Consider the following 24,804-nt stretch of genomic DNA (forward strand, 5'->3'; position numbering starts at 1 on the left):
CCCGTGCGGCAGCGCGTGCTGCAGGCCACCATCATCACCGTGGTCCTCGTCGTGCTGATGCTCGGCATCCCGCTGGGCATCTCGTGGCTGCAGCTGGCGAACCAGAACCTCGCCAACCAGGCCAGCCTGATCGTGGACCGGGTGCGCATCGACACCGAGACCCGCCTCCAGGAGAACGGGACCATCGACGAGGCGCTCCTGCAGCGACGGGTCGACGAGCAGACCGACCTCAACATCGCCGTCACCGTCGTCTACGACGGGGAGACCACCACCGCCGGCGATCCTCCCGGCGAGAACCCGGTGAAGTCGAACACCACCGGTGCCTCGGGGCAGCTGATCACCGTGTTCATCCCGCAGTCCGACGTGCGCGCCCACACCGCGAGCGCCTGGGTGCTGATCACGGTCGCGGGCCTGTCCGCGCTCTCGATCGGCGTCTCGGTCGCGCTGTGGCAGGCGCAGCGCATCTCCCTGCCGCTCGCGAGGCTGTCGAGGCGCGCCGAGGAGATGGGCTCCGGCCGCGCCCGCGGCCCCTGGCAGCCCTCCGGCATCGCGGAGATCGACGAGGTCGCGATCGAGCTCGCCCGCTCCGGCGCGATGCTCAACGAGCGCCTCGAGGCCGAGTCCCGCCTCGCCTCCGACGCCTCCCACCAGCTGCGCACCCCGCTGACCGCGCTGTCGATGCGGCTGGACGAGATCCTCGCGACCAGCACCGAGGAGTGGGTGCGCGACGAGGCCCGGATCTCGCTCGAGCAGATCGACCGCCTCACCGAGGTGGTCCACGACCTGATCAACGCTCCCCGCTCCTCCCAGCGACGCACCCCCGGCGTGGTCGAGCTCGGCACCGTGCTCACCCAGCAGAGCGAGGAGTGGTCCCCGGCCTATCGACGCGCCGGCCGCGAGCTGCACATCCAGGTGCCGCGCAGCGCCGCCGTGTGGGGCTCGACCGGACCGCTCACCCAGGTGATCGCCACCCTCATCGAGAACGCGCTCACCCACGGCGGCGGGCGCACCTCCGTGAAGGTGCGGCGCAACGACCACTCCACCGTCGTGGAGGTCACCGACGAGGGCGGCGGCATCGACCCCGAGCTCGGCGCACGGATCTTCGAGCGCTCTGTCTCCGGCCGCTCCTCGGGCGGCACCGGGGTCGGGCTCGCGCTCGCCCGCACCCTCGTCGAGGACGACGGCGGCCGCCTCGAGCTGCTCACCGAGGACCCCGCCACCTTCGGCGTCTTCCTCATCTCCGCCCCCGGCGAGGAGCCGGAGGACGAGCACGGGGCGCAGCCCGGCGGGGAGCCGGGCCGCCGTGAGAAGGCCGGGCGACGTCCCCGCGGCCAGCGCGCGGACATGACCCCCAGCGGCGTCTCCGGTGGCCGCCATGCCGCAGGCGGCGACGACCTCGACTCCCTCCCGCAAGGGTCCGTGGTGCGGCGCCGCCCCCGGCCCCGCGCCTGACCTCAGTACACTGGCGGCCGTGTCTGCGATCCCGCCCCGCCCCGCTCAGCCCGCCGCTTTCGAGGAAGCTCCCGCCCGTCGGATCGGGGTGGTCGGAGCAGGTCAGCTGGCCCGCATGATGCTCGGCCCCGCGATCGAGCTGGGCCTCGACCTCGAGGTGCTCGCGACCGCTCCGGACGAGAGCGCCGCCGCCGTCGCCGCGACCGTGCGGCTGGGCCGGCACGACGACGAGCAGGCGGTGCGCGGCCTCGCCGACGGCGTCGACGCGCTCACCTTCGACCACGAGCACGTGCCCACCGCGATCCTCGAGGCGATCACGGGGGAGGGGCTCGCCGCCGTGCGCCCCGGACCCGGCGCCCTCGTCCACGCCCAGGACAAGCTCGTCATGCGCGAGCGGCTCACCGCGCTCGGCCACCCCTGCCCCCGCTGGTGGCGGATCGGGAGCCTCGCCGCGCTCGAGGAGGCGCTCGCCGAGGCCGGCGGCCGGCTCGTGGTGAAGACGCCGCGCGGTGGCTACGACGCCCACGGGGTGAGGATCGTCTCGGCCGCCGAGGAGGCCGCGGACTGGCTCGAGACGCACGGCGAGCTGCTCGCCGAGGAGCTCGTCCCCTTCACCCGCGAGCTCTCCGCCCAGGTCGCGCGCCGGCCCGGGGGAGAGGCGAGCGCCTATCCCGTGGTGCAGTCGCTCCAGAAGGACGGGGTCTGCTACGAGGTCGTCGCCCCCGCGCCCGGCCTCGACGACGCCGCCCAGCAGCGCATCCAGGCCCTCGCCCTCGCGATCGCCGAGGACCTCGACGTCACCGGCATGCTCGCCGTGGAGCTCTTCGAGACGGCGGACGGCCGGGTGCTCGTCAACGAGCTCGCCATGCGCCCCCACAACACCGGCCACTGGTCCATGGACGGCGCCGTCACCGGCCAGTTCGAGCAGCACCTCCGCGCCGTCGCCGACCTGCCGCTCGGCGCGACCGCGCCGCTCGCCCCCGTGGCCGTGATGGTCAACCTCCTCGGCGGCAGCGCCGAGGACCTCGCCCCCGGCACCGCCGCGGCACTCGCCGAGGAGCCGCAGCTGAAGGTCCACCTGTACGGCAAGTCGGTGCGCCCCGGCCGGAAGATCGGCCACGTCACCCTGCTCGGGGACGACGCCGAGGACCTCCTCGCCCGCGCCCACCGCGCCGAGCGACTCATCATCGACGGCCCGGGCGCGGCCGCCGAGCCCAACGCCCCCACCCCCGAGGGAGACCCCCGATGACCGCCGACGCCGCACCCCGCCCCCTGGTCGGGATCGTGATGGGCTCCGACTCCGACTTCCCGGTGATGCGGGCCGCGGAGGAGGCGCTCGCCGAGTTCGGGATCGAGGTGGAGGTCGACGTGGTCTCCGCCCACCGCATGCCCGAGGACATGGTCGCCTACGGCCGCGGCGCCGCCGAGCGCGGCCTGCGCGTGCTGATCGCCGGCGCCGGCGGCGCCGCCCACCTCCCCGGCATGCTCGCCTCCCTCACCCCGCTGCCCGTGATCGGGGTGCCGGTGCCGCTGAAGCACCTCGACGGCATGGACTCCCTGCTCTCCATCGTGCAGATGCCGGCCGGGGTGCCGGTCGCGACCGTGTCCATCGGCGGGGCCCGCAACGCCGGGCTGCTCGCCGCGCGGATCCTCGCCGCGGGCGGGGACCAGCACGCGGCGCAGCTGCGCGAGCGGATGGTCGCCTTCCAGGAGGAGCTGCGCGAGATCGCGATGGCCAAGGGCGAGGCGCTGCGCGCCTCGCGGTGAGCGCCGCGGGGCGTGCCCGGAGGCGCAGGATGTCCCCCGGGCGACGCCCGGGTGAGGATTCTGTGCACGATGTCCCAGTCCGCGCGTGACAGGGCGTTCCTCCCGGGCCGACCGGCGCGGGCGCGGTATCGTCGCTCCCATGACTGACACCCCTTCCTACCGGGTCGCCCCGGGGGCGGATATCTCTGACGACGCGATCATCGGGGACGGCAGCGCGATCTGGCATCTCGCGCAGGTGCGCGAGGGCGCCCGGCTCGGCGCAGGCTGCATCGTGGGCCGTGGCGCCTACATCGGCTCCGGCGTGAAGATGGGCGACGGCTGCAAGGTGCAGAACTACGCCCTCGTGTACGAGCCCGCGAAGCTCGCCGACGGGGTGTTCGTGGGCCCCGCCGCGGTGTTCACCAACGACCACTTCCCCCGCGCCGTGAACCCGGACCTCACTCCGAAGTCCGCGGCGGACTGGGAGGCCGTGGGAGTCACCTGCGAGACCGGTGCGTCGATCGGTGCCCGCGCAGTCTGCGTCGCGCCCGTCACGATCGGTGCCTGGGCGATGGTCGCGGCCGGGGCGACCGTCGTGAAGGACGTGCCGCCGCACGCCCTCGTCGCGGGAGTCCCCGCACGCCGCCTGGGCTGGGTGGGCAGGTCCGGCGAGAAGCTGGTGCCCGCCTCCGACGGCACGGACGCCTGGACGTGCCCCACCTCCGGGGAGCAGTACCTCCCCGACGAGACCACGGGCGGGCTCCGGCTCGCCCCCGCACCGTCGGCCGCTGACGCGCAGCCGGCTGCGCCCGCCACCGCAGACCTCCACGACGAACAGGACGGACCCATCGCATGAGCACGGAACTCGACTTCATCCCCCCGGCGAAGCCGATCATCGGCACCGAGGAGCGGGAGGCGGTGGACCGCGTTCTCGCCTCCGGGATGGTCGCGCAGGGCCCTGAGGTCGCCGCCTTCGAGCAGGAGTTCTCGACCGCGCTGGTGGGCGGGCGCGAGGTCGTCGCAGTGAACTCGGGCACCTCCGGCCAGCACCTGGGGATGCTGGCGCTCGGTCTGAAGCCCGGCGACGAGGTCATCGTCCCCTCCTTCACCTTCGCGGCGACCGCGAACTCGGTGGCGGTCTCCGGCGGCGTGCCGGTGTTCGTGGACGTCGACCCCGAGACCTTCGCCGTGGACCCTGCGGCGGTCGAGGCCGCGATCACCGAGCGCACCGTCGGGATCCAGCCGGTCCACCTGTACGGTCACCCCGCCCCGATGGACGCGCTCGTCGAGATCGCACAGCGCCACGGTCTGTGGCTCTTCGAGGACGCCGCCCAGGCGCACGGCGCGACCTGGAACGGCGCCCAGGTGGGCACCTTCGGCGATGCGGTCATGTACTCGCTGTACCCGACCAAGAACATGACCTCGGGCGAAGGCGGGATGGTCGGCTGCGCTACGAGCGAGACCGCGCGACAGGTGCGGCTGCTGCGCAACCAGGGCATGGAGAAGCAGTACGCGAACGAGGTCGCCGGCTACAACAACCGCATGACCGACATCCACGCCGCGATCGGCCGGGTCCAGCTCGGCAAGCTCGCCGGCTGGACCGCGACGCGTCAGCAGAACGCGGCGTTCTTCGATGCGCATCTCGAGGGAGTCCTCACGCCCGTCGTGCGCGCGGCCGCCAGCCACGTCTACCACCAGTACACGGTCCGCATCGAGGGCGCCACCGCCACGGAGCGCGATGCCTTCGCTACGGCGCTGCGCGAGGAGCACAAGGTGGGCTGCGGCGTGTACTACCCCACGCCGGTGCACCGTCTGGAGACCTTCGAGGTCGACCTGGACCTCCCCGTCACCGAGATGCTCGCCCGTGAGGTGCTCTCACTGCCGGTGCATCCCTCGATCACCGACCAGGACCGCGAGCGGATCGTCGCGGCCGTGAACGCCGTCGCGAAGGCAGGAGCCTGATCATGTCGACCACGACTCTCCGTGCAGGGCTCATCGGCCTGGGAATGATGGGGCGACACCATGCCCGCAATCTGCGGTCCCTCGAGGGCGTCGACCTCGTCGCGGTCGCCGATGCACAGGGCGACCCGCACGGTGCCGTGCCCGGCCTCGAGGTGCTCCCCGACGTCGACGCGCTGATCGCGGCCGGCATCGACTATGCGGTCGTGGCGGTCCCCACCCAGTTCCATCGCGACGTCGCGCTCACCCTCGCCGAGGCCGGGGTCCATACACTGGTCGAGAAGCCGCTCGCCTTCGACATCGGCGAGGCGGAGGAGATCACCGCCGCGTACGAGAAGGCAGGCCTGGTAGGAGCGGTGGGCTACATCGAGCGGTACAACCCTGCGCTGCAGGAGATGCGCCGACGCATCGCCGACGGCCAGCTGGGCGAGATCTACCAGATCGTCACCCGTCGCCAGGGAGGATTCCCGGCCCGGATCGCGGACGTGGGCGTGGTCAAAGATCTCGCCACCCACGATCTCGACCTCACCGCCTGGGTCGCGCAGTCCCAGTACGCGCAGGTCGCGGCGACCTCGACTCGTCGTTCCGGCCGGAAGGACGAGGACATGGTCTCCGTCGCCGGGCGCCTCGCGGACGGCACGATCACGAACCACCTCGTGAACTGGTTGACCCCTTTCAAGGAGCGGGTCACGGTCGTGACAGGCGAGAAGGGCGCTCTCGTGGGTGACACCCTGAACGCCGACCTCACCTTCCACGCGAACGGCGAGAGCACGACGAACCTGTGGGAGTCGATGGCGTCGTTCCGCGGAGTGAGCGAGGGCGACTCGGTCACCTATGCCCTGAAGCGCAAGGAGCCGCTCGCGACCGAGCACGAGGCATTCCGCGACGCAGTCCTGGGGGACACCTCGAACATCGTCACGATGCGCGAGGGCCTGCACACAGTCCGCACCGTCGAGGCCGTGCTCGAGAGCGCGCGGGACGACCGCGTGGTGAGCTTCGACTGAGTCCGCGCCGTCGCGATCCCGCCGTCGCCCGCCCCCGTTCCCGAAGGACGATCCAGACCATGCACATCCTCTTCACGCCGTCCTGGTACCCCGAAACCGCCGAGAGCTTCGCGGGGAGCTTCTTCCGCGAGCAGGCCGAGGCGTTCGTCCAGGACGGCCACCAGGTGGGGGTCCTCGCTCTGAAGACGGTCCCGATCTACGAGCCCAGGAAGTACTTCTCGTCCCCCTACCGCAGCACGCAGAGCGCGGAAGAGGACGGTGTGAGGGTGCTGCGACGGACCCGACTCTCCCCGGTCCCGAAGCTGCATCGTGTGAACAACTCACTGGCCATCCGGGACCTCACCCGGATGTTCCGTGAGTACGAGTCCGTGCACGGGACCCCCGATGTGCTCCACGCACACTCGATGTTCGACGGCGGCATCTGGACGGCAGCTCTCTCACGGGCCACCGGCATCCCCTTCGTGCTGACCGAGCACCGGCCCTCCTCGATCGGACGGACCAGGGTGAAGGGCTGGCGCGGACCTGCGATGAGAGCGGCCACCGAGGCGCGAGCGCTCATCGCCGTTGCGAAGGGATTCGTCCCCGAGCTGAACGCCGCTTACGGCGATGCGGCGTCGGGACGCTGGCAGTACGTCCCCGGACTGCTGTCGCCTCAGTTCGAGGACATCGAGATCCGCCGCGAGGGGAACGAGCGCTTCGTCTTCGGGCACGTCTCGCATCTCGCACCGGGAAAGCGAGTCGACCTCCTCCTCCGGTCATTTGCACGGATGGTGCGGGAAGGCCTGTCGGCCGACCTGCGTGTCGTCGGAGGATCCGAGTCCCTTCCCGACCTCCGTCGGCTCGCTGCCCAGCTCGGGATCGACCAGCACGTGACGTTCACCGGACCGGTCGCCCGAGAGCGGATCGTGGACGAGTTCCAGAAGATGGACGCGTTCGTGCTGCCCAGCGTGGCCGAAGCCTTCGGCACCGTGCTGTGGGAGGCGATGGCGTGTGGTCTCCCCGTCGTCTCGACGCGAACCTGGGCGGGCGGGAACGCCGTCCAGGAGGGAATCACCGGGGTCACGGTGCCCATCGACGACGAGGCGGCTCTCGCGGAGGCGATGGAGTCCATGATCAGCTCACGCGATCTGTACGACCCCGCCACGATCCGGGAGGCGTGCCTCGCCCACTGCGGGCATGACGAGTTCACCCGTCAGTATCTGGAACTGTATCGATCGTGACTGCGGGGAGGGCCGGGGGAAGCTCCCCGTCGCAGGCGGTGATCTCGAAGACCGTTGCGCCGCCGCCGCTGTCGACCTCCTCGAACCCATAGGAGGTGTCGACGTCGTACAGCCCCGGGGTCCGCTGCGACTGGAACACCTTGTTGTAGACGCGATCCGCATCCGCGTAGTAGTACCCGATGTTGTACTCCTCCAGGAGCCGGCACACCTCTGGATCGGAATGGATGTCGTTGAAGTCCTCGGCGAGGAAGACACCGTCGGAGTCGGGGCCGAGAGCCGTGCCGAAGCCGTTCTGACGGTAGACGACGTCGACGTTCGCATAGCTGGGCAGGTACGCCGCGCCGCTCGACGGGGTGCCGATCACCAGCGCATCGGACGGGATGCGGTCCTCCAGCCGCTTCATCATCGCCAGCTCGTCGTCGTCGACCATGTACGTCTCCGCGGACTCCTCGGGCTCGAACAGCGCAGCCGCGTCCCGCACCCTGACCACGTCGGCCACGGCGCTCGCGAGGACCATGCCGAGGACCAGCCCGCTCACCGTCACGACGCGACCTCCCGCGGACCCGGTGTCGATCCGCCGGCGCAGACGGGCCAGCACAGGGGTCGTCACGAGGATCAGCTCGTTGACCACGAGCGGGATCGAGAGCATGAGCGTATACGGCACCAGGCGGTAGATGCCGTAGTACCAGACGCTCGTGACCTGGGTGAGGGGGAAGAGCGGAAGGACTGTCCCCACGGTGAAGAGGAAGATCGCGATCCACGCCACTGCGACGGGTCTGACGGCCTCCGAGCGCAGGCCTCGGATCACTCCGATGACGGTGGCGAGCGCATAGGCCAGGAGCGCGACGCGGAACGGGATCGACCCTCCACCGGCTGGGTACTGCATCAGGAGCGACCACACGGTGAACACCGGCGATCCTGAGTCCGGGAGGTGCCATTCGACGAACCTCGCCCGGAGCCCTCCGGAGAGGAGCAGCGGACCGAAGAGCGCGAGGACGAAGGGGAGCGACACCACGAGGACCCGGAGTGGTCGACCGCTCGGAAGCCATCGTCGGGCGGGAAGACCGATCGCCGCACCGACCGCCAGTCCTCCCAGGACCACGACCATGGCGAAGTACACAGAGGCGTAGGTGCCGACGAGGCCGGCGATGGCCGGGAGGATCGTCAGCAGCGCGATCACGGCGTCCTTGATCCGGTGGTCGCGACGTGAACGCAGGCTCCGGACCGCGACGATGATGACAGCGAGGATGCCCGGGAGCAACGCGATGCCGAGCGCGTTCGGCCAGATGCTTACACGGTTCAGCAGATAGACGGGGAAGCTCGGATGGAACTGCGCGAACACGATGGTGACCCATGGCGCCCACTTGACGGTGGGAAGGACGGCGCTGCACAGCCCGGCGACGCCCGCGATCCAGACCACGCAGATCCCCAGCAGGAACAGCTTGGTCGCAGGGATCACGGTCGCGGTGGTGGCGAACAGGGCCACGAACTGATGGAAGACGTTCGGGTACACCACCGCGACGTCCTCCGGACCGTACATCCGACTGAACGCACCCAGAGGTGAGGCGTTGCCGGAGTGCAGGATCGACCACACCCCGGAGCTGTGGAAGAGGGCATCGTTCTGCTGGGCCGGTGCATCGGGGGCATAGGACCCGAAGCTACGCCACCACATGACGGCGGCGTTCGCGATGACCGTGACGCCGAAGATGCTGCCCCAGAGCACGTGCGCGCTCCGGCGGGAGCTGCCGACCCCGTCGGGCGTCGGGATCGCGACCTGGTGCGTCGAGCGATGCACGAGGAGTCCCACGAGTGCGCAGAGCAGGACGCACACCAGCTGGACGACGAGCACCGGGCCGAGTGAGAAGCCGACCCCGAGGGCGCTCAGGATGAGGGAGGCCAGCAGGACTGTGCCCGCGCTCCATGCGGGGGCCAACAGCCACCGGGAGAAGCCCGTCACCCCGAATCCGATGAGGCAGAGAAGCCCCGGCAGATAGAGCAGCAGGAGCCCGAGCCCGAGGTCGGACAGGTGACTGCTCCATTCCGTCAGCACGGTGATCTCCTCGGGGGTGTCCGGTGGGCGGTTCGGCGGCAGGGGACGTGGTGGGCGGTCATGAGGCGCGCGACGCCAGGTGCGGCGGCGATCTCATGTGATCTGCTCAGGGGTCGACGGTGTCCGTGGTCTCCTGGTCCGCGGCGACCCCGCGATCGTGTCGCCGGCTGACATGGAGGGTAAGGACGATCAGGAAGCACAGCAGCACGGCCTGGGCGAGTGCCATCCAGCGCGCCAGCTCGGGGAGAGGGATGCTCCCGTCGTTCAGCCAGATGATCGACAGCGGAGCCGACATGTAGACCAAGGAGAACATGAGCATGTGCTGCTGGGAGTTGGTGACCACGAAGACGGTGGAGATCGGCGACGTGGTGAGAACGAGATAGAGCCAGGGGATGATCGCCTGCGCGATGAGCCCGGCCTCATGCCACTGGTCGCCGAGGAAGGCCGGGACCAGCCAGGGGGCGAGGAACCACAGTGCGGTGAACGGGACGAGTCCGACGACAAGGGTGAAACCGACCGAGCGGAGTGCGAGACCGGCGAGCTCGCCGCGCTTCGCCGTGGCGAACTTCTGGTAGAAGACCTGGTTCATCGCGCCGCCGATGAGGGTGACGGGGGCCTGCATCAGGACCCACGCCTGCTGGAACTGGCCGACGGTCGACACCTGGTAGGTGAAGCCCAGCAGCAGGATCATCCCCTGGGTCCGCAGGGAGTCCACCAGGATGTTGGGCGCGTTCAGCAGGGGCATCTTGCGATAACGGCGCAGGAGTGTGCGGAGCGGGGTGCTCGACTCGGTCCGGCGCGGCAGGGGGTGTCGGCGGGCCCTGCGCGCCATGTAGGCGGAGGCCAGGACGAAGGACGCCACCTGGGAGGCCACCAGCGCGAGGAAGGAGGCGAAGCCGGCGAGCGCGAGTCCGATCCGGCTCACAGCGTTAGTGGAGGTCGTCACCACGTTCTTGAGCGCGATGCCGCTGAAGTCTGCGTGGCGGTTCAGCCAGAAGGCGAGGATCGTGTTCGAGGCGATGAGGAAGGCCACCGGGCCCATCAGCCAGGCCCAGGGCGCGAGCGCGGGCTCGCCGACGTACTCCGCAATGGCGTCGCGCCCCAGCAGCCCTACGAGGGCGAGGAGAGTGGAGACCGCACCGGAGAGGAGCAGCGAGAAGCGCAGGAGGGTGCCGGCCTCGCTGTTCTCCTTGGGCAGGACGATCGCCATGTCATAGCGCAGCGAGGACACCGAGGCCACGATCGTCGGTATGGCCATGAAGGTGGCGAGCAGCCCCAGATGCGAATCCGTGTACAGGCGGGCGACCACTGGCTGGGTGAGCAGCGCGATGAGCTGGGCGATCATCGTGCCCGTCATCATCTTGGACAGGTTGCCGAGGATGGGGTACTTCGTGAGGAGTCGAGGCCGGGGCGCAGTGGCCATGAAGTCTCCCTTCGCAGTGGTTGCCGTCCCGGATTCTCCTCCGACACCGCGCCGGACCGCGACGCGGTCGGCCAGTGATCCTAGGGCGTTGCGGGAGGGACGGAAAATCGAGAGATCGACGTCACGGGCGGGGTGCTCCAGGTGGCGCTGTCGGACCATCGGTAATGGGGGTTCCACCGGTCCTCGAGGAAGGCTTCCGCGTACACCCCGAGGGGGGAGCAGCGGTGTGCCAGCGCCGTGAGGTACTCACGACGCGAGGGGGCGTAGGCCTGGAAGGCCATGGGGTGGTGGAGGTTTCTCAGCAGTCCGCGGGCGGAGCGGATAAGGGGGCGCGCGCTCCGGAGACGACCGCGGGCACCATTGCCGGGGGCGGAGGGACCCGACGGGCCGGCACCGGCGAGCTCCAGCCCGTGCGCCCGGTTCCCGGCGAGGCGGTTCATCTCCCGGTCGGTGAGGGAGTGGTACCAGTGCTTCGTCCTACGGACGCTCCAGTCGATCTGGCCGAGTGCGCTGTGGCACCTACCGCTCAGGAGCGGCATGGACCAGCGCGCCCCGTGGTGCTCATAGGTGCGCACCGAGTTCAGGATGTACTTCACCTGCCGGTGCTGGATGTTGAAGCGCTGTATGAGGCGGGCCGCGGCGAGCTCGTCGAAGTGACCCTCGCTCGAGGGGAGCTCCGCCGAGAGGGCGGGGACGAGGAGGGAGCGCACCGGCTCGGTCGTGGGCACGTCACCGCGCTGGTTGAAGTGCTGAGCGAGGAGAGCGTCCAGGAGCTCTCCGCGGCCGTACATCCCGTCCTTCGGCGGGGCGGCGGGGGGCGAGTAGGTGCGGGCTGCCGTGTGCCCGGGCAGCACGATCGAGTCCGAGGTGAGCGTCCCGCGCTCGTGCAGCAGTGCGATCGCGTACCAGTCCTGGACGTGCGGCAGCGCGTTCCCCGCGTGGGCATGGGCGAGGAACGGGGCGTTCGCCGCGGACCGCCAGCGGCGGCGAATGTCCCGAGGCGACATCTCGAGCGCGGTCCAGGGAATGCCGAGGGCCTCGGCGACCGCCCGGGACGTCCTCGTCTCCGCGGAACGGCTGGTCCCGTAGGTGAAGGCGACGGTGCGATCGGGAGCGACATCGCACAGAGCGGCGGCGAGCAGACGGGAGTCCGAGCCGCCGCTGAGCGGAAGCAGGAACGTCGCCGCTGGATTCTGCGTCGCGAGGTCGTCGACCGACTCGCGCAGCGCATCGTAGAAGACCGTCCCTGCCTCTTCCAGGTCGGTGAGTGGCCCGTGCCCCGGCAACGAGATTCGCGAATGATCCCACCGCTCAGCATGCACAGTGTCCACACGGATCTCTGCGTCCGCCGGCGCGCAGTGGACACCCTCGTACATCGTACGCGTGCCGACGGTGAAACCCGCATGGGCGAACTCTCGGACGGAGGAGGCCGAGCCCTCTCCGGGCGCGGCGGCGGCGAGCACTCGATGGTCATCTGATGCCGTCACGAGGTCCCCGGAACGGCGCCAGTAGAGCGGGTACGAGCGGTTCGCATCGGTGTGCAGGCGGAAGCCGTCGTGCGGGTCGTGCGTGAACGCGGCGAGCTCGGTGCGGTGGGCGAGAGCGTCGATCACGCCCCGTGCGGTGCCGTTCGACGCGAGGACGTGCCGGTAGGTCGGATCGTCCAGCTGCGGGGCGAGCACGCCGAGGGTGCAGCCCCCGACGTCGTCGATCCTCCACTCCTTCCTGGTCGCGAGGAACTCCACGGTCGACCCTGTACGGTCCGACGGCTCGGCGAGATCGGTCACTGCATCACTCCTGTCCTCGTCCTGCCCTCCGCCCGGCTGGCGCGCCTGGCCTCTGTGCAGCACGGCGGGCACTCGCCACCGGGCCCGCCCGTGGCGGGATCAGGCGGCCTGACACTCCGAGCATCGTAATGCGGTTCCTCGTCGGTACTGCGCTAGGGTGCGCTGAGACATGACGAGAGGGAGCCAGCACATGGCGATGGTCTTTTACGCGCCCTACCCGGTCGTGCCGGGAGGAACGGGCTCATCGGCACGTCCGCCGCGGATGCTGCAGGCGTTCCGCGACCTCGGGTACGAGGTGCTCGACGTGGTCGGCACAGGAGCGGAGCGGGCGCAGCGTCTCCGGGCGCTGCGGCGACGCGTGGCCGAGGGAGCCCGGATCGAATTCGCCTACGGCGAGAGCTCGACGATGCCGACCCTGCTGACCGAATCCCATCACCTGCCCACGCATCCGCTGGTCGATCTGCAGGTGCTGCGGCTCATGGAGCGGGAGGGCATCCCCACTGGATTCTTCTACCGCGATGTGTACTGGCGGTTCCCGGCCTACGACGAGAGCGTCCCGCGCCTGGTCGGAATCGGCACCAAGTCCCTCTATCATGCCGAACTGCTGGTGATGGGGCGTCTGCTCGACCGTTTCTACTTGCCGTCCCGCGCCATGGCGGAGTACGTGCCGCACATCGATCGCTCCTCGGTGAAGGCGCTGCCGCCGGGCGGTTCCGTGGTCGACGTCCCGCGTGCGCCTCGGAAAGACGGGACTGTGACGCTCCTCTACGTGGGAAACATCAGCGAGTACTACCGGATGCACGCGCTCTTCGAGGCGGTCGGGCGCGTCGACGGGGTCCGGCTTCTCTTGTGCACCCCCGAGAGCTCGTGGGCAGCGGTGCGCCACGAGTACGAGCATCTGCTGACCGACTCGGTGGAGATCGTCCATGCTCGCGGCGCCGAGCTCGAGCCGCTCTTCGCCCGGGCGGATGTCTGCACTCTCGTGGTCGAACCTGCCGAGTACCGGGACTTCGCGGCGCCCATCAAGCTCTATGAGTACCTCGGACACGGGAAGCCCGTGCTGGCCAGTGCGGGGACGCTCGCCGGGACCACGGTCAGCTCGGCCGGCATCGGGTGGGAGGCCCCCTACGGCGTCGACTCGGTGGCAGCGGCGCTGGTCGCGCTGCGAGATGACCCCGCAGGGCTCGAGGCCACCCGGCGCGCGACCGTCGCAGCGCGCGAGGAGCACACCTGGACCTCGCGAGCACGGCAGGTCGCGGAGGACCTCACCGCGCTGCGGTGAGGACGGCCCGCTGGTAGACCTCGGAGTATCCTACGCCGACGGAGGCGCTCGAGAAGCGATCGCCGATCGTCGCGGCGATCTCGGCCGCCGACAGATTCCGGGTGCGCTCGTCGACCGCCTGGACGGCGTCGGCGTAGAGCGCAGGGTCCTGTCGTCCGACGAGCTCCCCGATCGCCTCGTGCACGTACTCCCCCTGGCCCCCGGTAGCTCCCAGCACCACCGGTCGGCCCGCCACGATGGCTTCCGCGGCGGAGACGAAGAAGTTGTCCGCCCGAGTGGGCCCGAAGAAGATATCGGCCGCATCGAGACCTGCGATCACGCCGTCGCCGTCGACCGAGCCGGGCATCGCGAAGCGCTCGGTGACCCCGAGACGGGACGCCTCGGCCGCCGCCTCCGCGCGCAGGGGACCCTCGCCCAGCCAGACGAGATGCGCGTCCACGTCGCGTCGTACCAGCTCGGCGACTGTGCGCACCGCGACCAGCGGGTCCTTACGAGGGATCAGGCCGCCCGTGGAGACCAGCCGGAGCGTCCCGTCGCCGCGATTCCTGCGGGACGCGACGGGGTGCGGGTCGACGATGCAGGGGACGATGTCCACGGGCGCGTTGCCGCGCAGGGCACGGATCGGCTCCGCGAGGAACTCGCAGACGGAGGTCACCCGATCCGGGCCCCGCAGCAATCTGCTCAGCAACGGAAGTGCCGGACGCACCGTCGCCGAGAGGCTGCTCGGCGTGGACAGCGCCGACCAGTGCTCGGTGTGGACCCAGGGGACACCGGACGGGAGCGGGGAGAACCCCGGGACGGAGAACGGCAGGAGAGAGGGGAAGGCCATCGTGTGCACGAGGTCCGAGCCCTTCAGTGCCGGGCCCAGAGCGCGTGCCGCCCGGGCGGCGGTCCAGGGAGCGGAGGGGGTCATCGGGATCCGCAGGACCTCGATCCCGTCGACCTCGAGCTGACGCGTCCCGTCGTCGTCCTGCTCCGGGACGAGATGTACGAGACGTACGTCGTGATGTCGTGCGATCGCCTGGACGTCCCGGAGGACGAACGATCCACGGCTGGGAGCCTCGGCGGTCGGGAACCAGGCACTGACAGCGGTGATCCTCAAGGGGGTCCTCTCTTCGCAAAGCTCCTCGGCGACCTGCGACGCCTCGAGTGGTCCAGCGTAGCGCGTCGACGCCGCAACCCTCGTCGTGGCCGATACAGTGGCGGGCGCACCGGCCGCGGATCGGACCTCTACGGTCCCGGCCCGTCCGTCCAGACCAAGTGGAGACACTATGAAGATTCTGTCCGTCGTGGGCGCGCGCCCGCAGTTCGTCAAGCTCGCCGCGATCGCCGATGCCGCCGCGCAGCGGGACGACGTGGAGCACGTCATCGTCCACACCGGCCAGCACTACGACGCCGCGATGAGCGATGTCTTCTTCGCCGACCTGAGGATCCCCGCACCTGACGTGAACCTGGCCGTCGGGTCCGGATCCCACGGACGCCAGACCGGTGCGATGCTCGCCGGGATGGACGAGGTCCTCGAGGAGCACAGGCCGGACTGGACCCTCGTCTACGGCGACACCAACTCCACTCTCGCCGGCACCCTCTCCGCGGTGAAGATGCATCTCAAGGTCGCGCACCTCGAGGCGGGGCTGCGCTCCTTCAACCGCCGCATGCCCGAGGAGCACAACCGCGTCCTCACCGATCACGCCGCCGACCTGCTGCTCGCGCCGACCGAGGTCGCCCGAGGGCACCTCGCCGCCGAAGGGCTCGCCGAGCGCACGCTCGTCACCGGTGACGTGATGACCGACGTGTGCCTGCGAGTGGCGGAGTCCGTGAAGGACACCCCGGTCGCGCTGCCCGAGGGGATCGACCCCGGGGGCGACTACGCCGTGGCGACCATCCACCGCGCGGACAACACCGATGACCCCGAGCGCCTCGCCGCCATCATCACCTCCCTGCAGGCGCTGGACATGCCGCTCGCCCTGTTCGCGCACCCGCGCCTCGTCGCCAAGGCGAAGGACGCAGGGATCGAGCTGGCGGGAGGCGCTGTCCACGTCGGAGAGCCCGTCGCCTATCCGGACCTCATCAATGCAGTGCAGAATGCTGCAGCGGTCGTCACCGATTCCGGCGGACTGCAGAAGGAGGCCTACCTCCTCGGCACTCCCACCTCGACTGTGCGCACCGAGACCGAGTGGGTCGAGACCCTGCAGAACGACTGGAACCGACTGGTCGTCGAGCCGAGCGAGCTCACCGCCGCGGTGACGCGCCCCCGTCCCACCGAGGACCGACATGCTCACTACGGCGACGGGCAGGCATCCTTGCGCAGCGTGGATGCCCTGCGGGAGCGCGCCTGATGACGGGTCGCACCGACCGCCGCGGAATCCCGGGTCGCCGGCCCCGGGTCGTGATCGCCACCCGGCTCTTCACGCCGGAGGCCAGTGCCGCCGCCTTCCGGCTCGAAGCGCTCGCGCGTGCGCTCGAGGCCGCTGGAGCGGACGTCCATGTCCTCACGACCGCACCGCCTCGCGGGGTCGAGGGCGCCGCGCGTGCGGGGCGGCCCTCCCGCTGGCCGGTGCTGCGGGATGCGCAGGGTCAGGTGCGCGGCTATGCCTCCTACCTGAGCTTCGACATCCCGCTCGCACTCCGCCTCCTGTGCGAGCGCGACATGGACGCGCTGGTGCTGGAACCGCCTCCCACCACTGGCATCGTCGGAATGGTCGCGGCCGCGCTGCGCCGAGTGCCGTACACCTTCTATGCCGCCGATGTCTGGTCCGATGCGACGGATTCCGTCGACGGGGTGCCCGGTCCTGTCCGCCGAGCGGTGCGCTGGGCGGAGACCACCGTCTGGAGGCGGGCGGCGCGGGTGCTGACGATCTCGCCCGGTGTCCACCAACGGGTCACCGAGCTCATCGGGCCACGGGGCCAGGTGATGATCGGCAACGGCATCGACACCGAGACCTTCAGCGCTCAGGGCACCGACGGCGGTGAACGGGGCCCGTACTTCGTCTACGCGGGGACCGTCTCCGAATGGCAGGGCGCCGAGGTGTTCGTGGACGCCTTCGCCCGGGTGAAGGCCGACCACCCCGAGGCCAGGCTCCTCTTCTTCTCCGAGGGGTCGGGCCGGGATGCGCTCGAGGCGCGCGTGACCGACGGCGGGACGGATGGCATCGAGTTCCGCGACAAGATCCCGCCGTCCCGGGTGGCCGCGCACCTGCGTGGTGCGGTGGCCGGGCTCTCCTCGATCACCCCAGGGCAGGGCTATGACTTCGCGCTGCCGACGAAGATCTACGCGGCCACAGCGACCGGCACACCCGTCATCCACGCGGGGGAGGGCGCAGCCCACGACCGCATCCGCGACAACCACCTCGGGTGGGCGTGCGCCTACGACGTCGACGAGGTCGCAGACGCTATGGCCGCCGCGTTGAGCGGGCAGGGCGCACCGGCGCCCTCGGACCTCCGAGCGTGGACCGAGGAGCATGCGTCGCTGGAGGGGTGCGCGTCCAAGGCGGCCGCGGAGGTCCTGGACAGCCTGACGCGGGACTGACCGCGGTTCGGGCAATGTGGCGAGGGACCGCCGCGTCGCGCCGCCGAGGCGCGTCCCGCAGGGCCGAGACCCGTCGGAGGCCGATTTCTCAGAGCACCAGGCGGATACCGGGGACCCTCCGCCCGACGAGCGCAATGCAGAAGGAGAGCACGGTGATGCTGACGATCATGGCGAGGGCGGAGAGCGGCGTCTCACCATGGATCCCCAACTGCTGGAGAGGCGTGAGGAACGCGAGGTGCATGAGGTAGACGCCGAAAGTCGCATCTCCGGCGGCCCGCATCCGGCTCGCGGTGCGCGGGCTGACCGTCCAGCCGCGGGTCACTCCGATCACACCACAGGTCAGCGAGACGGAGAGCAGGGATACCAAGGGGGACTGATAGGTCGGCAGGAGCATCTGTCCGGGCGGCTGCTGTGTCCAGCCCGAGCCGTACGACCAGGTGGTTGCGGCGATGAGCAGCGGGGTCGCCATGATGAGGAGCAGCCAGGACGCACGGGGGCTCGGCGGAGCTATCCACATGGCGCGTCCCAGCACGTAGTAGCCGATGAAAGGCAGGAAATAGGTCAGGGCGCTGAGATCGATCATCCTGACGGCCTCCCCGAGGACACCCTGTGTCGCGAACGGGATCGCCATCACCACAAGGGTCCAGAGCAGAGCGACGGCGCCGACCCACCATGCACGGCGGCCGGAATCGTCAATGTAGGCGGACAGGATCGGTGTGATCACGGTGAGACCGATGATCAGGGGCAGGAAGTACAGGTGGGCGTAGGAGTCGGCCGAGAGGAGGTCCACCACGACGTCGCTCGCTCCGTACTCATTCGGCAGGATCAGAATCTTGATCACGACGATGTAGAAGGCCGTCCAGAAGATCGCGGCCGGGAGCAGCCGGCGCAGCCGGTGGTCGAGGAACCTCGCCGTGCCGTGGCGCATGGCACGTGGTGCGAGGTTGAGGGCACCAGAGATCATGATGAACGCCGGGACCGCCGTTGCAAGGAGGGCGCGCAGGCTGAGCAGGGCCGAAGGGCTCTCCGGCGTGAAGAGCGGCGCCAGCACATGCACCGCGACCACCGCGATCGTGGCCGTGAATCGGACCGCGTCAAGCGCTGGCGAGTAGCCGCTGGCCAGTCCGGCCATGGGCTCACGGGGTGCTGTCGCTCGGTTCTCAGCCATTCAGGTCATCCACTGTCGTGCATCGGATCTCTATCAGGCGCGAGTGGTCGGTCTCGAAGAGAACCTTGCCGAGTTCCGGACCGGCCTCGTCCAAAGGGGAGAAGGTGCTGTCGTACGCGTAGGGCGTGCGGTCCTGGTAGACGTACCCGATGCCATGGTCGACGACGAGGCTCTGGCAGTACACAGGGTCCTCTGCCGCCAGCGGGACGCTCCAGATGAGATTCCTGTCCACGTCCGAAACGGTCACCCCGGCCACGGGGAAGTGCACCTGCTGTCCCGCGAGCGCGTACATGTGTGACGCTCCGGTGAACGGGCTCGAGATCACGCGGAGGGAGGGATCCATCTCAGGGGCGACGCGCTTCCACGCGGCGAGCTCGTCCTCCTGGAGGAACCGGGGACGTCCGGGGTACTCGGAGTCAAGGTTCTTCGCCGCGTTGTCGGAGCGCGCGGGCAGGGAGCTCACTGTGATTGCGATGCACACGATGGTGAGCACCACGGCCCCTGCCGTACCCGGTGCGGTGACCCGGGCACCGCCCTCGCGCGGTGACCGTCGCTCGCGCCAGCGCGCGGGGAGCCTCCTCCACCACCACTGCAGCCCCGGCACGACGAGGACGGTCGTGACCATCGTCAAGGGGAGGGAGACACGATCCTGGCCGCGGTAGTAGAGGATCGAGAGGTTCAAGGGGGAATCGAGCGCCGCATCGATATAGATGGCGGCGAACAGAACCCAGGACCACCCGATCCACCTGTACGGGGAACGGAACGACGTGAGTAGCCCCGGCCACCAGAGGAAGGCGAGGAAGGTCCCAAGGACCATCGGCCAGACCGTGAGCAGGCCGAGAGCGACCTCTCCGAGCGCCGACCACCACGGCACCTGCAGACCGCCGCTGAACTCGGTCACTTTGTCTCCGAGCGGGGTGTAGATCAGGAGCGCCACCGGAGCCAGCGCCAGCAGCGGCACCGCGAGCGACCAGGGGTGCTCATTCAGCCCGCGGATCACCGTACTCGCGCTGAGCACGGCCAGGAGCAGCATCGCGGTCACCGCCACGTTGGGATGCAGGAAGCCGAGTCCGAGGACGGCCATCCCGACCGCGAGCATGCTCGCGGTCACAGTGCGTGCCGAGAAGGACCGCTGGCTGCCGGTGCGCTCGGCGCGGGTCAATTCTCCCCACAGCGCCGCTGCGGCCGCAATAGTGCCGGGGAGGACGGCGAAGCCGCTGAGGTTGGGGAGCGGGGAGAGATGGACCCCCAGGTTCAAGGGACTCGCCGGGACAAGAGCCGCCACGGTTGCGGCGGCGAAAGGGGCCCATGGCACCCGGGGGAAGAGTGCTCGGGCGAGGAGTGCGGTTCCTCCGATCCACGGAACGACGGCGAGTGCGAGCACAGCACCGTTGAGCATTATGGGGATGTCCACTCCGGGCACGACGGAAGCAAGGGCATGAAAACCCGCGGGGTACACCGTCGGCGTCCCCGCCGAATTGGAGACGGAACCCAGATCGAAACTCGACGCGGTGCCGCTCTCTCGCACTCTGGCGAGTGCCGAGAGATGGTAGAGGGTGTCCCATCGTTCGAGGACCGCGTCGGGTCGACCGGCGTGCAAGGCGATCGGAGCCACGGCGATGGTGACCGCCCCGATCAGCCACAAGCGCGCGCCGGGCACCGATCCACGCGGCGACAGCAGGCCGTCGAGGACAGCAGTCCGAGGAAGCGACACCCCGCATCGTCGTAGGCAGTAGGCGGCAGCGATCACGAGGAGCGCGCCGACGGTGAAAGGCATGAGCGACCAGCGAACGCCGACCATCGCCGCGACGACCGCGAAGCCCCCGGCGATCATGGCGCCCAGGGCGGGAGCGAGCGCGGCAGCCAAGAGCCGGGAACCTCCGAGGATCCGCACCGCGACGAAACCCGGGGCATACGCCGCGGTGAGAACCAGCAGGATGGTCAGCAGGAGCTGGAAGACGTCACCCATCACTCGGGGCCGGGCATGGACCGTTCGCGGAACCTGACGGGCTGCTCGGCCTCGTCGAGTGCCAGTCGCCTGGCGAGATACGTGGTCCGCTTCTCCGCCGCCTTCGTCCGCGCCTCCTGCAGGGCCAGGAAGCCCAGCAGCACGAGCACCGTCGCATAGAGCAGGAGGTCCGCGCCTCGGCCGACCCCCACGATATTGGCGACCCGCGTGAGCATTCCCGGGAACAGCACCGTCAGCACGGCGAACACGGCGAAGGCGATGATCAGCAGACGGCGCACCGCCAGCTGCTTCGCACCGCGCTTCATGAACAGCCACGCCACGATCACCACGATGCCCAATACGAGAGCGAGCTGGATGATGAAGGTGCGGCTGCCCACCCCGAGGGCGGGGCCCAGGGAGATCAACTGATCGAGACCGTGCATAGGCTCAGGCCTCCTCCGCCTGCTGGTGAGTGGCGGCGGAGCCGTCGCCGAGGACGAGGCGGGGCGTGCCGGACCAGTTCTCGGCGGTGGTGATGTTGCGTCCGTCCACGACGAGCTTCACGCCGGGCACGTCGCTCGCCGCGAGCTCGCGGTACTCGGGGTGGTTGGTCTGGACGATCACGAGGTCCGCGGCGTCGCCGATCGTGTAGGGATCCCAGCCGAAGCCGCGGATCTCCTCGTCGTCGTAGTAGGTGTCGTGCACCGCGACCTCGGCGCCGTGCTCGCGCAGCGCGTCGACCACCGGGAACACGCCGGAGAACGCGGTCTCCTTCACCCCGGTGCGGTAGGAGGCGCCGAGCACCACGGCCTTCAGGCCCTTCAGGGAGCCGAGCAGGCTCGCCGCGCGCTCCACGAGGAAGGCGGGAACCGATGCGTTCAGCTGGCGTGCGGTGCGCACCGTGGTCGCGTTCGGATCCCCCGAGAGGTACAGGCGCGGGTAGACGGGGATGCAGTGCCCGCCCACGGCGATGCCCGGCTGGTGGATGTGCGAGTAGGGCTGCGAGTTCGAGGCCTCGATCACCTTGTACACGTCGATGCCGTGATCCTGCGCGAACAGCGCGAACTCGTTCGCCAGCGCGATGTTCACGTCGCGATAGGTCGTCTCGGCGAGCTTCGCGAGCTCCGAGGCCTCAGGGGAGCCGAGGTCCCACACGCCGTTGGGCTGGTTCAGCTCAGGGCGCTCGTCGAACTCGAGGGCGGATTCGTAGAACTCGCGGGCGCGGCGGGTGCCCTCCTCGGTCAGCGCGCCGATGAGCTTGGGGTACTTGCGCAGGTCCTCGAAGACGCGACCGGTGAGTACGCGCTCGGGGGAGAAGACGGCGAAGAAGTCGTCCGACTCCTTCAGCCCGGAGATCTCCTCGATCATCGGCACGAAACGGGTGCGCAGAGTGCCCACGGGCAGGGTGGTCTCGTAGGAGACGAGGGTGCCGGGGGTGATGTGCTCGGCCAGCGAACGGGTCGCCGCGTCCATCCACGCGAAGTCCGGCTCCCACGTGGCATCGTTCACGAACAGCGGGACGACGATCACGATCGCGTCCGCGCCGGGGATCGCCTCGGCGTAGTCGGTGGTCGCCCGCAGCTTGCCGGCGGGGACCAGCTCGGAGAGCTTCTCCTGCAGGTGCGCCTCGCCGGGGAAGGGCTCGGTCCCCTGGTTGATCAGCTCGACCTGGCGCGGGTTCACGTCCACACCGATGACCTCGTGACCTGCGTCGGCGAACTGCACCGCGAGCGGGAGCCCGATCTTCCCCAGGGCGACAACTGCAGTCTTCACATTTCCTCCTCGTGAGGCACCTCGCGGGTGCCGCATGCGCGTCGATGACCACCAGGAGCGGTCCACCGTGACAGGGTATCGTCATCCGCCGTCCGGGAACCGCCTCCCGCGCCGCCGCGCGAAAGGCGCCCGTCCACCGTCCGGCACCCCAGAAGGAGAGCCCGTGAGCACGACCGAGCCCATCCCCGGCGAGGAGGCCTCCCCGGCGTCCCCCGGCGCCGACTCCACGTGGTTCGTCGTGCCGCTGTTCAACGAGGGTGAGGTCGTAGGGGATGTCATCCGGGATCTGCGTCAGCGGTATCCCCTGGTCGTCTGCGTGGACGACGGCAGCATGGACGACTCCGCGCGGATCGCCGCGGAGGCCGGGGCCGCCGTGGTGCGTCACCCCTACAACATGGGCCAGGGCGCCGCGCTCAAGACCGGAATCGACTACGCCCTCCGGGACCCTGCGATGCGTCAGGTGGTGACCTTCGACTCGGACGGCCAGCACCAGGTCGATGATGCCGCCGCCATGATCGCCAAGCGCGACGCGGAAGGCGTGGACATCGTGCTCGGCTCCCGGTTCCTTGACACCCGCACCAAGCCCGGCCTCCTCAAGCGCATGGTCCTGCGCGGAGCGGTCTGGTACACGAATCTCACCTCGGGCGTGAGGCTCACCGACGCCCACAACGGGCTTCGGGTCCTGGGCCGTGAGGCCTGCGAGAAGATCGCCATCGAGCAGAACCGGATGGCGCACGCCTCCGAGATCGTCGAGGAGATCGGCCGTCACAAGCTCACCGTCGCCGAGCACCCGGTGCACATCCTCTACACCGACTACTCCCGCTCGAAGGGGCAGTCGGTGCTCAACTCCGTGAACATCGTCATCGACATGTTCTTCCGCTGAGTCGGGCGCCCCACGAGGCGCGGCTCCGGCCCGCACGGACCCGCGACAGAGGAGCGGCCGACGTCCCCCGGGACCGTCGACCGCTCCTCGTCGTAAAGGGCGCTCCTCGGCGCCCCGCGCTCATCCCTCCGTCGGCGCGGGCTCGGCCGTGCCGTCGGCCACCGACTCGAAGAACGCCCTGATGTCCTCGTCGTCGGTGAGGATCGCGACGCCGGAGTTGTTGGTCTGGTACTCGGGATCCTCGATCGGGATCGACAGCGAGCCCGAGCCCATCGCGGAGCGGGCGGTCAGCGCCATCCGGGCCACGTCCACGATGCCGGTGCCGTCGCTGGTGGTCAGCGCGCCGGAGCCGGCGCCCGCGAGCCGCACCTGCGTGATCGGGTTCAGCAGCACGGCGGGGGAGGTGGCGCGGTCCATCAGCGCGGAGACGAACTGCTGCTGGCGGGCCTGGCGGCCGATGTCCGCGGTCGGGTCGAAGTAGCGGGCGCGCACGAAGGCGAGGGCCTGCTCGCCGCCCACGTCATGGCAGCCCTCCGTCATCTTCAGCCCCGACTTCTCGTCGTCCACGTCCTGGTCGATGCACAGGTTCACGTGGCCGACCGCGTCGACCACCTGCGAGACGCCGTCGAAGCCGATCTCGACGTAGTGGTCGATGGTCAGCCCCGTGAACTCCTCGACGGTCTCGACCAGCAGGGGAGCGCCGCCGAGGGAGTAGGCGGCGTTGAGCTTGTACCCGCCGTACCCGGGGATGTCCACGAGCGTGTCGCGGGGCAGCGAGATCAGGTAGCTCTTCCCGCCCCGCGCCTTGTGCAGGAGCATGATCGTGTCGGTGCGGGCGCCCTCGGTGCCGTCGGCGTTCACGGCCTCGCCGTCGCGCTTGTCGGAGCCGGCGATGAGATAGGTGGTCCCGGGCGTGTTCTCCGCCTCGGACAGCGCGTCGACGTGCTCGATCCGGCTGTTCGACCAGAGGGTGAGACCCGCGCCCCAGCCCAGCACGATCACCAGCAGCAGCACCGCGAGGGTCGCGCCGAGCCGCATCGGGCGCGGGATCCGGGCACGGCGACGCCGGGTGCGCGGCGGACCGCCGGGCCCGGCAGGGCCGCCGTGTCCGCGGCCGTCGTGCCCGGGCTGCGGCTCCTCGCCCCACGCTCCGGCGCGAGCGTCCTCGGGATGCTCCCCGGGACCGCCCGCACCCGTGGACGCCTCGACGCGCGGCAGGGGACGGGTGGGCGCCGGACCTGCGGCACCGCCACTGCGGCCCGGGCCGCCGGCCCGGTCTGCGTGTCCGGAGGTGCGGTAGGGCACCTGGCCCTCGCCGCGGGGGCGCGGAGCGGGGGCGCCTTCGGCGCGGCGCGGCACCGCACGGGCGCTGCCTCCGGCACGGGCCCGGTGCCCGCTGGGACGGCGGGGCCCGCCCGGACGCGGGGAGCGGGGCGGCTGCTGGTCGCTCACAGCGGTCTCCTTCCCGGCCGGGATCCTGTTCCCGGCGGTCTGCGGCAGATCGGATCCGGGCATGGGGAGAGTGCTCGGTGGGGTGCTCCGGGCCTGCGGCGCTCGCCAGAGTAGCGGGCGCGGCGGCCGAC

20 protein-coding genes are annotated in these 24,804 nt (G+C 70.1%); 11 read left to right on the forward strand and 9 right to left on the reverse strand.

Going from position 1 to position 24,804, the window contains the following annotated elements; genetic code table 11:
* The first annotated feature begins 3 nt into the window (after positions 1 to 3).
* From A4A78_RS13015 to A4A78_RS13045, 7 genes are all read left to right on the forward strand, one after another.
* A complete protein-coding gene (locus A4A78_RS13015) occupies positions 4 to 1,452 on the forward strand; it encodes an ATP-binding protein (protein WP_062949977.1) in 1,449 nt (482 codons plus the stop codon).
* A 115-nt stretch (positions 1,453 to 1,567) separates the two neighbouring features.
* Positions 1,568 to 2,701, forward strand: coding sequence for a 5-(carboxyamino)imidazole ribonucleotide synthase (locus A4A78_RS13020; protein ID WP_062950496.1), 1,134 nt, complete (start codon positions 1,568 to 1,570; stop codon positions 2,699 to 2,701).
* The gene (purE, locus tag A4A78_RS13025; protein ID WP_062949979.1) at positions 2,698 to 3,219 is read left to right on the forward strand and encodes a 5-(carboxyamino)imidazole ribonucleotide mutase; all 522 of its coding nucleotides are present in this window, start codon (positions 2,698 to 2,700) and stop codon (positions 3,217 to 3,219) included. The genes A4A78_RS13020 and purE overlap by 4 nt, the downstream gene beginning before the upstream one ends.
* Positions 3,220 to 3,358: 139 nt before the next feature.
* Positions 3,359 to 4,054: an acyltransferase gene (locus A4A78_RS13030; RefSeq protein WP_062949981.1), complete on the forward strand. Its 696-nt coding sequence runs from the start codon at positions 3,359 to 3,361 to the stop codon at positions 4,052 to 4,054.
* A complete protein-coding gene (locus tag A4A78_RS13035) occupies positions 4,051 to 5,160 on the forward strand; it encodes a DegT/DnrJ/EryC1/StrS aminotransferase family protein (RefSeq protein ID WP_062949983.1) in 1,110 nt (369 codons plus the stop codon). Before A4A78_RS13030 ends, A4A78_RS13035 begins: the two co-directional genes overlap by 4 nt.
* 2 nt (positions 5,161 to 5,162) lie before the next feature.
* Positions 5,163 to 6,161 (forward strand): Gfo/Idh/MocA family protein, encoded by a 999-nt coding sequence (locus A4A78_RS13040; protein WP_062949985.1) that lies wholly within the window; start codon positions 5,163 to 5,165, stop codon positions 6,159 to 6,161.
* 59 nt (positions 6,162 to 6,220) lie between these two features.
* Positions 6,221 to 7,381, forward strand: coding sequence for a glycosyltransferase (locus A4A78_RS13045; RefSeq protein WP_062949987.1), 1,161 nt, complete (start codon positions 6,221 to 6,223; stop codon positions 7,379 to 7,381).
* On the opposite strand, the gene A4A78_RS13050 is transcribed toward A4A78_RS13045, so the two are convergent.
* From A4A78_RS13050 to A4A78_RS13060, 3 genes are all read right to left on the reverse strand, one after another.
* Complete coding sequence (locus tag A4A78_RS13050; RefSeq protein WP_062949991.1) at positions 7,347 to 9,431, reverse strand: DUF6541 family protein; 2,085 nt, start codon at positions 9,429 to 9,431, stop codon at positions 7,347 to 7,349. The two genes, A4A78_RS13045 and A4A78_RS13050, sit on opposite strands and share 35 nt — an antisense overlap.
* Positions 9,432 to 9,537: 106 nt before the next feature.
* Positions 9,538 to 10,854, reverse strand: a complete 1,317-nt coding sequence (locus A4A78_RS13055) for an oligosaccharide flippase family protein (protein ID WP_062949993.1) — start codon at positions 10,852 to 10,854, stop codon at positions 9,538 to 9,540.
* Positions 10,855 to 10,934: 80 nt separating this feature from the next.
* The gene (locus A4A78_RS13060) at positions 10,935 to 12,641 is read right to left on the reverse strand and encodes an asparagine synthase-related protein (RefSeq protein WP_062949995.1); all 1,707 of its coding nucleotides are present in this window, start codon (positions 12,639 to 12,641) and stop codon (positions 10,935 to 10,937) included.
* A gap of 190 nt (positions 12,642 to 12,831) precedes the next feature.
* Here A4A78_RS13060 and A4A78_RS13065 point away from each other — a divergent pair, with 190 nt between their 5' ends.
* On the forward strand, positions 12,832 to 13,923 hold the full coding sequence (locus A4A78_RS13065; RefSeq protein ID WP_062949997.1) for a glycosyltransferase: 1,092 nt from the start codon (positions 12,832 to 12,834) through the stop codon (positions 13,921 to 13,923).
* On the opposite strand, the gene A4A78_RS13070 is transcribed toward A4A78_RS13065, so the two are convergent.
* Positions 13,907 to 15,025 (reverse strand): glycosyltransferase, encoded by a 1,119-nt coding sequence (locus A4A78_RS13070; protein WP_062949999.1) that lies wholly within the window; start codon positions 15,023 to 15,025, stop codon positions 13,907 to 13,909. The two genes, A4A78_RS13065 and A4A78_RS13070, sit on opposite strands and share 17 nt — an antisense overlap.
* A 169-nt stretch (positions 15,026 to 15,194) precedes the next feature.
* On the opposite strand from A4A78_RS13070, the gene wecB reads away from it, so the two are divergent.
* Both wecB and A4A78_RS13080 read left to right on the forward strand, forming a co-directional pair.
* Positions 15,195 to 16,259, forward strand: a complete 1,065-nt coding sequence (gene wecB, locus A4A78_RS13075; protein WP_062950001.1) for a non-hydrolyzing UDP-N-acetylglucosamine 2-epimerase — start codon at positions 15,195 to 15,197, stop codon at positions 16,257 to 16,259.
* Entirely contained in the window at positions 16,259 to 17,449 is a 1,191-nt protein-coding gene (locus A4A78_RS13080) for a glycosyltransferase (protein WP_062950003.1), read from the forward strand. Before wecB ends, A4A78_RS13080 begins: the two co-directional genes overlap by 1 nt.
* A gap of 88 nt (positions 17,450 to 17,537) precedes the next feature.
* On the opposite strand, the gene A4A78_RS13085 is transcribed toward A4A78_RS13080, so the two are convergent.
* Genes A4A78_RS13085 through A4A78_RS13100 form a run of 4 tightly spaced genes read right to left on the reverse strand, consistent with a single transcriptional unit; the run spans position 17,538 to position 22,338 of the window.
* Complete coding sequence (locus A4A78_RS13085; RefSeq protein ID WP_062950005.1) at positions 17,538 to 18,581, reverse strand: acyltransferase; 1,044 nt, start codon at positions 18,579 to 18,581, stop codon at positions 17,538 to 17,540.
* A gap of 28 nt (positions 18,582 to 18,609) precedes the next feature.
* Positions 18,610 to 20,586 carry a DUF6541 family protein gene (locus A4A78_RS13090; RefSeq protein ID WP_062950007.1) on the reverse strand — a complete coding sequence of 659 codons (1,977 nt, stop codon included), beginning with the start codon at positions 20,584 to 20,586 and terminating at the stop codon, positions 18,610 to 18,612.
* Positions 20,586 to 21,008: a DUF2304 domain-containing protein gene (locus tag A4A78_RS13095; RefSeq protein ID WP_062950009.1), complete on the reverse strand. Its 423-nt coding sequence runs from the start codon at positions 21,006 to 21,008 to the stop codon at positions 20,586 to 20,588. Before A4A78_RS13095 ends, A4A78_RS13090 begins: the two co-directional genes overlap by 1 nt.
* A 4-nt stretch (positions 21,009 to 21,012) precedes the next feature.
* Positions 21,013 to 22,338: a nucleotide sugar dehydrogenase gene (locus A4A78_RS13100; RefSeq protein WP_062950011.1), complete on the reverse strand. Its 1,326-nt coding sequence runs from the start codon at positions 22,336 to 22,338 to the stop codon at positions 21,013 to 21,015.
* 163 nt (positions 22,339 to 22,501) lie between these two features.
* Here A4A78_RS13100 and A4A78_RS13105 point away from each other — a divergent pair, with 163 nt between their 5' ends.
* A complete protein-coding gene (locus tag A4A78_RS13105) occupies positions 22,502 to 23,221 on the forward strand; it encodes a glycosyltransferase family 2 protein (protein ID WP_082835336.1) in 720 nt (239 codons plus the stop codon).
* A 120-nt stretch (positions 23,222 to 23,341) separates the two neighbouring features.
* Here the strand turns inward: A4A78_RS13105 and A4A78_RS13110 are convergent, their stop codons facing one another.
* Positions 23,342 to 24,673: an LCP family protein gene (locus A4A78_RS13110; protein ID WP_231881049.1), complete on the reverse strand. Its 1,332-nt coding sequence runs from the start codon at positions 24,671 to 24,673 to the stop codon at positions 23,342 to 23,344.
* Positions 24,674 to 24,804: the final 131 nt, after the last annotated feature.

Origin of the sequence: Brachybacterium sp. sponge (genome assembly GCF_001613775.1) — a bacterium.
In the GTDB taxonomy this organism is placed as follows: Bacteria; Actinomycetota; Actinomycetes; order Actinomycetales; family Dermabacteraceae; genus Brachybacterium; species Brachybacterium conglomeratum.

What these genes read in the sequence shown, in the direction of transcription:
- A4A78_RS13095 (WP_062950009.1), bottom strand. Translation starts at nt 21,008, where the DNA reads ATGCACGGTCTCGATCAGTTGATCTCCCTGGGCCCCGCCCTCGGGGTG.
- A4A78_RS13035 (WP_062949983.1), top strand. Translation starts at nt 4,051, where the DNA reads ATGAGCACGGAACTCGACTTCATCCCCCCGGCGAAGCCGATCATCGGC.
- A4A78_RS13085 (WP_062950005.1), bottom strand. Translation starts at nt 18,581, where the DNA reads ATGGCCGGACTGGCCAGCGGCTACTCGCCAGCGCTTGACGCGGTCCGA.
- purE (WP_062949979.1), top strand. Translation starts at nt 2,698, where the DNA reads ATGACCGCCGACGCCGCACCCCGCCCCCTGGTCGGGATCGTGATGGGC.
- A4A78_RS13040 (WP_062949985.1), top strand. Translation starts at nt 5,163, where the DNA reads ATGTCGACCACGACTCTCCGTGCAGGGCTCATCGGCCTGGGAATGATG.
- A4A78_RS13055 (WP_062949993.1), bottom strand. Translation starts at nt 10,854, where the DNA reads ATGGCCACTGCGCCCCGGCCTCGACTCCTCACGAAGTACCCCATCCTC.
- A4A78_RS13045 (WP_062949987.1), top strand. Translation starts at nt 6,221, where the DNA reads ATGCACATCCTCTTCACGCCGTCCTGGTACCCCGAAACCGCCGAGAGC.
- wecB (WP_062950001.1), top strand. Translation starts at nt 15,195, where the DNA reads ATGAAGATTCTGTCCGTCGTGGGCGCGCGCCCGCAGTTCGTCAAGCTC.
- A4A78_RS13030 (WP_062949981.1), top strand. Translation starts at nt 3,359, where the DNA reads ATGACTGACACCCCTTCCTACCGGGTCGCCCCGGGGGCGGATATCTCT.
- A4A78_RS13065 (WP_062949997.1), top strand. Translation starts at nt 12,832, where the DNA reads ATGGCGATGGTCTTTTACGCGCCCTACCCGGTCGTGCCGGGAGGAACG.
- A4A78_RS13080 (WP_062950003.1), top strand. Translation starts at nt 16,259, where the DNA reads ATGACGGGTCGCACCGACCGCCGCGGAATCCCGGGTCGCCGGCCCCGG.
- A4A78_RS13090 (WP_062950007.1), bottom strand. Translation starts at nt 20,586, where the DNA reads ATGGGTGACGTCTTCCAGCTCCTGCTGACCATCCTGCTGGTTCTCACC.
- A4A78_RS13020 (WP_062950496.1), top strand. Translation starts at nt 1,568, where the DNA reads ATGATGCTCGGCCCCGCGATCGAGCTGGGCCTCGACCTCGAGGTGCTC.